The sequence below is a fragment of the Streptosporangium sp. NPDC087985 genome (assembly GCF_044741965.1).
Lineage (GTDB): Bacteria > Actinomycetota > Actinomycetes > Streptosporangiales > Streptosporangiaceae > Streptosporangium.
The window spans coordinates 1-7,972 of the sequence record NZ_JBIUTQ010000046.1 but is presented as its reverse complement, the minus strand read 5'-3'; the positions used below and the strand labels follow the sequence as shown (position 1 = coordinate 7,972).

The window sequence follows — 7,972 nt, the reverse complement described above, 5'->3', positions numbered from 1 at the left end:
TCGCACTCGAAGGATCACGCGATGGCCGTCCTCATTTCACGGCGCCACGCCCACTACCTGGGGAAACTCGTACACCACCTCCGTGGACGCAACCAGGACGGGGCTCCTCCTGGTGGATGTCTGTTCCGGGCGTGGGAGAGCTGCCGTGCGCGGACCATGGCTTGTCCGGGTGTCCATAGGCTCGGGATGGATGCGTGCGCGATGCGTGCGCGGGTGACCGGCGGGTCGTGGTGGTGCGGGTGGTGACCGGAGATTCGGGCGGGTCAGGCCGCTGGAGCGGGTGGCGGGTGATGGATGGCCTCGAAGGCATTCATCCACGCGCTCTGCCAGCGCCAATGCGCCGGTAGGTGCAGGGTGAGGTGGCCTCGGCCGCGCCGGGCAAGCCGGGCGGGCACGGCGATCAGGTGACGGCGCACGGTGGCGGTGCGGGCACGTGCGTGGAAGGCGCCGGCCAGGCAGCCGGTGGCGCGCAGCAGGTTGTGCGCGATCGCCGCGCACGTCAGCCACGCGGCGTTGGCGTTGAAGTCACCGGAGGGCAGGTGCGCGAGCGCTCCGGCGGTCAGATCCGCGTTGACCTGTTCGACGATCGCGTGATCACGATGCTGCTCCTCGGCCTGGAGGAGGGCGAACGGGCTATCGGTGAAGATCGCGTGGTAGCGGTGGAGGGTGAAGATCTCTTCCTGGCCGGTGGCGGCCGCCGGGTTGAGTCGTTTGACCCGGCGCATGATCAGCCGGGCGGTGACGGCGTCGTGCTTCTTGGACGCGAACGCCGTGTAGGTGACCTCGGCGATCTCGGCGTCGGAGACCCAGCATCTGGCCTGCTCATCGAAGACCGCATTCGGGTACTTGATCGCGATCCACGCTGACTCGTCAATGGCGGCGATGGCCGTCTTGATCTTCGGATCCATTTTGGCGGTGACCGAGAACCGCACGCCCGCGCGGCGGCACGCGTTGACGGAGCCTGCGGTGTAGAACGCTGAGTCACCGCGCATGATCCAGGGTGGCGGTGGCTCCGGTGCGGCGGGGCGCGCCGATGGCCTCGGCGATGAACGACGTAGCGCCGTGGGCGGAGTTCGCGCTCCCGCCGCGCAGCCGGGTGCCGCACACCACCGGTGCGGCCGGCGGCGTGGACAGGGTTGCGGCCAGCACGTTCAATCCACGCACCAGCACGTTCTTGCCGCCGATCTTCGTGTGGCCGAACCCGGATCCTTGCTTGGCATAGCCGTAGGTGCGGCGCTGCATCGAGTCCACGTCGAGGAACGCAAGGGTGTCCGCGCCGGGCAACAGCGGGGTATGCGCAGCCAGGCGAGCCAGGAGCAGCCGGGCCACCTTCTCGATCTGGCGGACGTTACCCCAGTTCAAGCAGCGCGGGAACGAGCCCAGCGTGGACGGCGCGCGGATACCGTCGAACAGTTTGTTCATGCCGCCGTGGCGCAGCACGTCCAGGTCATCGATGGAGTCGGCGCCGCAGGCCATCCCGGCCACGATCGAGGCGAGTTTCATCGGTATGTTCGCCCCGAGCCGGTCGTTGATCGCGACATGCCGGCCTGCCAGCGCGGTCAGGCCGCATCGTTCGGCCAGTCGCATGACCGGTTCCAGTCCAGCGTAGGCGACGAGGTGCTCCTCATCGAAGATTGTATGGGTCTTCGTCAGGGCGTGAGAAACTTGCACTTACGAGGTGTCCTCTCGGCTGAGCTGATTGAAGCGTGAAGAACTCCGATCACCCCAGGTCGGAGGGCACCTCTCTCTTGTTCAGAGCATCCGCATCAGGTCCGACTCGGTGGATCCAGGCTCAGGGGCCGCCCTCCCGGTTTCGACGGGACGTCACTCTTGCTTACCGACGCGACGTCCTTGGCCTACATCGGCCAACTCCGCCCGGCGATTTCCAGAAGGTGCGGCGCCGCGTCGCGAAGCTTCGCCGGTAACCCTCTCTTTACCGGCGAGTACGGCTTGCCGTTGACTACGTTCCCGTCTGGTGCGAGCGGGCACGGTTGGCTGCTCCTCAACAGGCATTCTGGTCACGGTGAGGTGCACGCTGCCTCGGTTGTTCCCATAGAAACCCCAGGCGTCGTTGGCGAAGGCGTACAGATATCCGCTCCTGGTCACACGGCAGCATGTGCCGGCGCCAACGGCGATGCGTTCGTGGGACTTGTACTCACCGTCGACCGATATCGCGTCGTTGGCGACGACGCCGACAAGCGACATCCACGGCATGTTCTCCTCCCGGCGCGTGCCGACAAAGTTCGCCATCTTGTTCCGCGTCACCAGCCGGAACAGCTTCTCGCCCTGACCCAGCAGCGTGCCCACGAGTCGGAGCCTCTCCACCAGAGGGTTGAAGCGGCGCAGACCTGTGGTACCGGCGGGACCGGACAGGATGTCGGCGTCGCGCCACTGGCCCTCAGCCGTGAAGCGATAGTCGCCGACTTCGAGGTAGAGCCCTGTCTCATTCCACAGCTCGTGGGCGAACACCTCGACCGTCCTGCTCTGCCCTGGAGCAAGCACCTGCGTAGGCCGGTAGGGCCCGCTCGTTATAGGTGGGTTCTGATACCGGTCGTATACCGACTGGTGGATCAGGGGGGTCGTTGCGTCTGGGTCGATTTCGGGCACAGCACGCGGCCGCGGCTGCAGGAAGATCTCGAACACCGGGTCGAGCTGCGGGTCGACCAAGGGCTCGAGCACGCCGACCACGCCATGGTCGTCGTCGTGCAGAACGTCGAGCGGATTGGGATTGATCTGGTCTTCCACGGTCGTCTTGTAGAAACCGATACCGACCGCCTCGCGCGCTTCGTCGATCATCCACCGCAGTGAGCAGTCGCTCAACCCCCTCTGAAGATGACCGCCACCGACGTCCATGTGGCTACCGGGGAACCACACCTGCTTGACGACCTGTTCGGTTCCATACGGCTCCGACCACAGCGTCGGCGTAAAGGGACTGCGGCGCTCGTCCATGGCCACGGCGTGGCGACCGTGCTCGATATACGGATTGAGCCGCACGTCGTGAAAGTCGTGCCGATGCAATGGGTCCAGAAGACTGAGCCAGCCCATGTAGGCCGGAATACCGAGCGCGCCGACGGTGTCCCACACCCCGATGAAGTGTATTGGGATCTGGTCGCAATCGTCCGGGTCCCAGCGAAAGGTGAGCCCGTTCCGCCATTCACGACCTTGGGGGTCGCGCTTTCTTTGCCGGTAACCGCGGTCGTACAGATCTTTGATCTGAGGCCAGAGCTTTGCCTCGTCCACCTTGGTGGTGTCGATTAGCCCGCACGCCGATATCATCCCGGCAAGGCTTCGGGCCGTGTAGGCACCGCGGCTGAATCCGAACAGTGAGATGCGATCCCCCGGGGCGTATCGCATGGTCAGCCAGAGATAGGCGTCCATCACATTGTCGGACAGGCCAAGCCCGACGGCTCCCCCCAGCAGTCGGTTGCTCAGCGTGCCTACGCCGGGCTGGTAGTAAGCCAATTGGCGGTCGCCGTCCACGCCTGTCTCGGTGAGGGCGTTATACAGCCGGCAAACATTGGTGACCGACTCGATCTGCGGAGAATTCCAGGTACCGTCGCAGCACACAATGAGATGGGTCATGATCCCCCCGTGATCCGCCAGAGCCTCGTCGAGGCCGTGGTCATACGATTTCCGAGCGTGGTTCCATAGAGACTCGCCCTGGTCGGAGCGGGCTCCACTCTGGGCGCGTTCCCAGGTCCGGGGGTCCCGCGGCGCCAGTCCCGGCGCGTCATGCGCACGTCGTATCGTCGCGACCCGTCCGGCAGATTGCGGTTGACGATGTCGGCCAGGCGGTGCGTCTGCTGGATCAGGCGCAAACCCAGCGGGGTGAAGGTCTGCTCGTTGAAAATGCGTGGGGCGAGGAGCGGATTGGTCAGCGCCTGGGACAGGGCGTCGACCCCCACCATCCGTCCCATCAGCGAGGGCAGCACGGAATCGGGCCGCAGGTCCTCCGCGAAGAGGCCGACGTACAGTTCGACCTTGTCCACCCTGCCATAGAGCTCGCGCAGGGCACGCTGTACGGCCGGATCTCCGGAAATTTGATCGAAGCCGGTCACGCGGGGGAAACTGAAAATTTCCCGATAGTCGTTGTACGGCGCCAGCCGAACCTCGCGAGCCTGAATGATACTTGCTCTTTCAACCTCCTCAAGGTATGGGTCGGTATTGAACAATCCTATTCGACAGGCGGCCTGGTCGGAGGAGCTCTCGAAAATTGTCCCAAGCCCGTGGCAAGTCAAGATCTCATTGTTGAAGAGAGTTGCGTCGAGGGGCATGCTCTCTCCGTTGATACGCAGGGTCGAGGGTACCAGGCTGTGCCAGCGATAGAGCAGATTGAACTCAATCGCCATCCAGTTCTGCCGGTACCATCGCTCATTGGGGAAAGCCGATGGATCGAGAAAGAACTTGAAATTATAGGGTGTGATGTGGTTGATGTACTCGCCTATTACGATTTTGATCAACATCACGATCAGGATGTTTCGAGTGGTTCCAAAAATCCTGTCGTCATCCCACTCGGGGTAGTTGCGTCCCAATAGTCGCGCGACGCGATTGTGCTCGCGCAGGAATAGGACGTTCAGCATCGAGTAACCGGTCTGGGAGTTACCGCGATTGCCGCCCATCGCGAAGAGTTGGTTCTTCTGCGTATCCGACAGATCGTCGAAGTCCACAACTGACAGGCCCTGGAACTCGGGTTTGATGACCCCGTCTCGACAGAGGTAAGGAGGGAACTCCTCGCCGTTGATGACCTGACTCTTCAGGAGGCCGCCTTCTCTGGTGCGGAGCAGCTCCGTCACCTCGCCGTTCAGGCCGTAGAGCTGACTGAGGTCGATTTCGTGGTTCGACGTGTTCTTTCTCGGATCTCGAGGGAGTGAACGGTCACTACGCAGGAACCCATCGGTGAACCATTGCGCGAAATTAGCGAAAAGAACGGTGGACTTCGGGCACTGGAGGCCGTCGCCATGACGCAAGAAAATATCACTCGTTTTCTTGACGTCTGGATAACTCCTGTCGCCACTTGGCACGGGAGGAAGGTGCCGACTGTCGAACGTGCGGTCCGTGAGCGAACTCCATGATGTGTACGGGACCATCGTGCTGAGCGGGTTCGGCCGCGTGGGGGTCTTTAAGATGGCTCGGTTGATGAGCGCCTTGTTGACCTTGCGCCGTAGCGTCGGAATGCGCTGAATCCATCGCCAGAGGGGTTCGAAGTGTGTGGTCAGGTAGAATTCAATCCGGTTGTTCCAGCCGTCGTTGGTCTTACTTCTCCTAGTGTCCATCGAGCTCCCTAATCTTTTCGAACGGTCGCACCGATGCAAATGGTGAATCGTTCAGGGAACGGCCCGCCCTGGAAGTCGACACCTCCGTGCGGTGGAGGGAGCAGCGACACTTCTGGGCGCAAAAGAATTCGCCGGACGACTTCCGGGATCATCACGCCTGCCACGTAGCGTCCCAGACAGGTGTGATGGCCGAAACCGAAGTGAAGGCGAATGAAGTCGGGACGATCCATTCGGAATGAACTTCCGTCCGGAACGTAGTACTCATCGAACATGGCGGAAGCCGTACACGCGAAGACGATCGCGTTGGCCGGGATCAGCGTTTCACGCTGCGTGCCCGCGGCCAGTTTGTAATCCTTCTCACAGTACCGGAAGACCAGTGGGTTTATGGGGTTGAATCTGAGGGCCTCCCAGACATATCGGTCGAACCTCCCCAAGTCGGGTCTGGTAGCCGCGTCGGTTGCCTGAGCCTGGATATCCGGCCGCAAAAGGATCTGTTCCAGCGCCTGGATGATCGCTTGTGAGGTTGTTTCTCCCGCGCCGATCAGCAGACCGGCGACGTTCGCCAGGATCCGATGGTCGTCAAAGTCCAGTTCAGCAGGGAAATAGGTCCGGATAAGCCGGCTGAAGATGTCCTGGTGGGAGTTCACCTGCACATGCTCCACAGCTGCACGCTTATCGTCCAGGAGATCTTTGAGATACGCCATCATCTCCTGCCCGGCACGGACGGACTCCTCGTGGACCACTGAATCGTTCTGCAGGTTCTTGAACATGTCGAATTGGGTCGCACGGGACCAGCGATACATTGTTTCCAGATCAGGACCCGGGAAGCCAAAATATTCTCCGCAGAGCCTGATCGGTACATAGCGTCCGAGCCGGCTCACCACTTCAATGCGACCGTCCTGAGCGTTGCGGTCAAGAGATTCGTCCGCGATTCTGCCCGCCATTTCGCGTACATCCGGAAGATCTTCTGGCCGAAGAACGGCCTGCATGATTCCCTTTTCTCGCCAGTTGACCGGCGTATCATCGCGGGCGAGCATGAATGGGCCATCGACTACTGGATCCATGCGTGGCGCATACAGACGCACGGAGAAGATATTTTCGTGTGACAGCACCTCCATCACGTCCGGGAACCGCGTGACCAGGGTAAATCCGGGTGTTACAAAAATCGGACGGTGCTCGCGAAGTTCACGGAAAAAGGGAATCGCGTCCGTGCGGATCCAGCCGCGCACCAGTGCGACTTTTTCCCGGTCGTCAGCTAGGGCGTCATACTGTTCAAGATAAGCCACCTTCATACTATGTCCGCAGTATTCGGTAGGAAAAACCATGTAATCGCCAAAGGTGGGTTAACCTCGATGACTCACGGGGTGGTCAGCCCACCTGGTCGGATTCGGCTGACGGAAGTTTCCGCTTGGTAGTCCTATTCGGAGTCGGCGGATGGTGTGCCGATCCGTCCGAGGCGCTCGGAGGGGCGGCGGTGGTGCGGCCTGGCCGGCTGCCCTCGTCGATCTGGGCCTGGCGGACCCAGGTGCGCAGCGTCTCCGCAGTGCCGATGCCGAGCTTGGTCGCGACCGCGTTGATCGTGGCCCACTCGGTCAGGTAATCCGGCCGCACCTCGGCGACCATCCGAACCGCTCGTCTGCGCAGTTCGGCGGGGAGGGGGACTTACCTGGCATGGACTCGACCCTCTCAAGGATCAAGTCTCCACCGAAGCCAGGGCAATTCAGTGACATGTCCCGTTCCGCGGGGTCTGACTAGCTTCGTCACGATGCTTGGCAATGATCCATTATGCTGCCCAGCGTCAAAGCACGATCTTGAAGAGAGCGGAGACCAGACAGTGCGTAGATTCAAGCAGACGGCGGTGTTCACGGTCGCCACGGCGGCCGCACTTGCCGGTTCCGTGGTCATGGGCAGCAGCCCGGCAATGGCCGCGTCATCGCCGACTGCGGCGTGCGGCAGCGGCTACCACGTCATCGACAGCCACGCCATTGGCGGGCTCGCCACGATCTACCTGCTCTACAACGGCAGCACCAACTGTGTGGTGACGTGGAAGAGCAGCAAGTACCAGGGCGTTTACAGCACTACGGGGGCCTCCATCCAAAAGCAGGGCGGCAAAAGGATTGATGACACCGACTTCTACATGAGCTACGCCGGTCCCGTGAAGGTCAGCGCTCCCGGCACCTGTGTCTCGTGGGGGGGCGTTGCTTCGAACGGCGCCGGTGGTGGTGACAGCTGGCAATCAGGCTGGACTCACTGCGGCTGACCATCGAGACAGGTTGTCAGTTCAACGTCGGGTGACTCGGCCCCGGGTTCACCGGGGCGCGAGTACCCCTTCCGTGCGCAAGCGAACGACTGGTGTCGAGAATGACTGCCCGCTCGCTTACCATCCCCGCATCCTGCGCGCGATTCCTGATGGTGCCCATCGTGCCCTCGACGTCGGCTGCGGCGTCCGCCAGAACTCCAGTCGGCCGCGCCCTTCACGGAGCCGGTCGTGTTCCCTGTCCTGCTCGTAGTAGGCGAGCAGTTCCCGAGTCAGTGTCATGCCTGATCATGTAGGAAGTTCTACGCTGCAGACAAATGTGTTACCTCGGGTTGCTCCGTGACTCGCTAGAGCTTCAACTACTGGGCCGTCACCCACGGCAACCCGCGACCGGCGTGTCCAATCCCTCAGATGGCTCCCAAAGTCATCGGCGGTCCGGCAC

The 7,972-nt window shown here is 62.1% G+C and carries 5 protein-coding genes and 2 pseudogenes; 1 reads left to right on the top strand and 6 read right to left on the bottom strand.

From position 1 onward, the window contains the following. Nucleotides 1–263 precede the first annotated feature (263 nt). From ACIN94_RS32520 to ACIN94_RS32500, 5 genes and pseudogenes are all read right to left on the bottom strand, one after another. Nucleotides 264–1,671: pseudogene (locus ACIN94_RS32520) on the bottom strand (IS1380 family transposase). Between the two features lie 153 nt (nt 1,672–1,824). Next, on the bottom strand, nt 1,825–3,582 hold the full coding sequence (locus tag ACIN94_RS32515; RefSeq protein ID WP_400714790.1) for a DUF2235 domain-containing protein: 1,758 nt from the start codon (nt 3,580–3,582) through the stop codon (nt 1,825–1,827). Further along, entirely contained in the window at nt 3,579–5,273 is a 1,695-nt protein-coding gene (locus ACIN94_RS32510; protein ID WP_400714787.1) for a peroxidase family protein, read from the bottom strand. Before ACIN94_RS32510 ends, ACIN94_RS32515 begins: the two co-directional genes overlap by 4 nt. 8 nt (nt 5,274–5,281) lie before the next feature. Next, the gene (locus ACIN94_RS32505; RefSeq protein ID WP_400714784.1) at nt 5,282–6,559 is read right to left on the bottom strand and encodes a cytochrome P450; all 1,278 of its coding nucleotides are present in this window, start codon (nt 6,557–6,559) and stop codon (nt 5,282–5,284) included. Between the two features lie 196 nt (nt 6,560–6,755). Then, nucleotides 6,756–6,896, bottom strand: a pseudogene (locus tag ACIN94_RS32500) (IS3 family transposase); the annotation flags it as partial. Between the two features lie 211 nt (nt 6,897–7,107). Here ACIN94_RS32500 and ACIN94_RS32495 point away from each other — a divergent pair. Then, on the top strand, nt 7,108–7,533 hold the full coding sequence (locus ACIN94_RS32495) for a spore-associated protein A (protein WP_400714779.1): 426 nt from the start codon (nt 7,108–7,110) through the stop codon (nt 7,531–7,533). A gap of 117 nt (nt 7,534–7,650) precedes the next feature. Here the strand turns inward: ACIN94_RS32495 and ACIN94_RS32490 are convergent, their stop codons facing one another. Next, nucleotides 7,651–7,812 (bottom strand): hypothetical protein, encoded by a 162-nt coding sequence (locus ACIN94_RS32490; RefSeq protein ID WP_400714776.1) that lies wholly within the window; start codon nt 7,810–7,812, stop codon nt 7,651–7,653. Between the last annotated feature and the right edge of the window lie 160 nt (nt 7,813–7,972).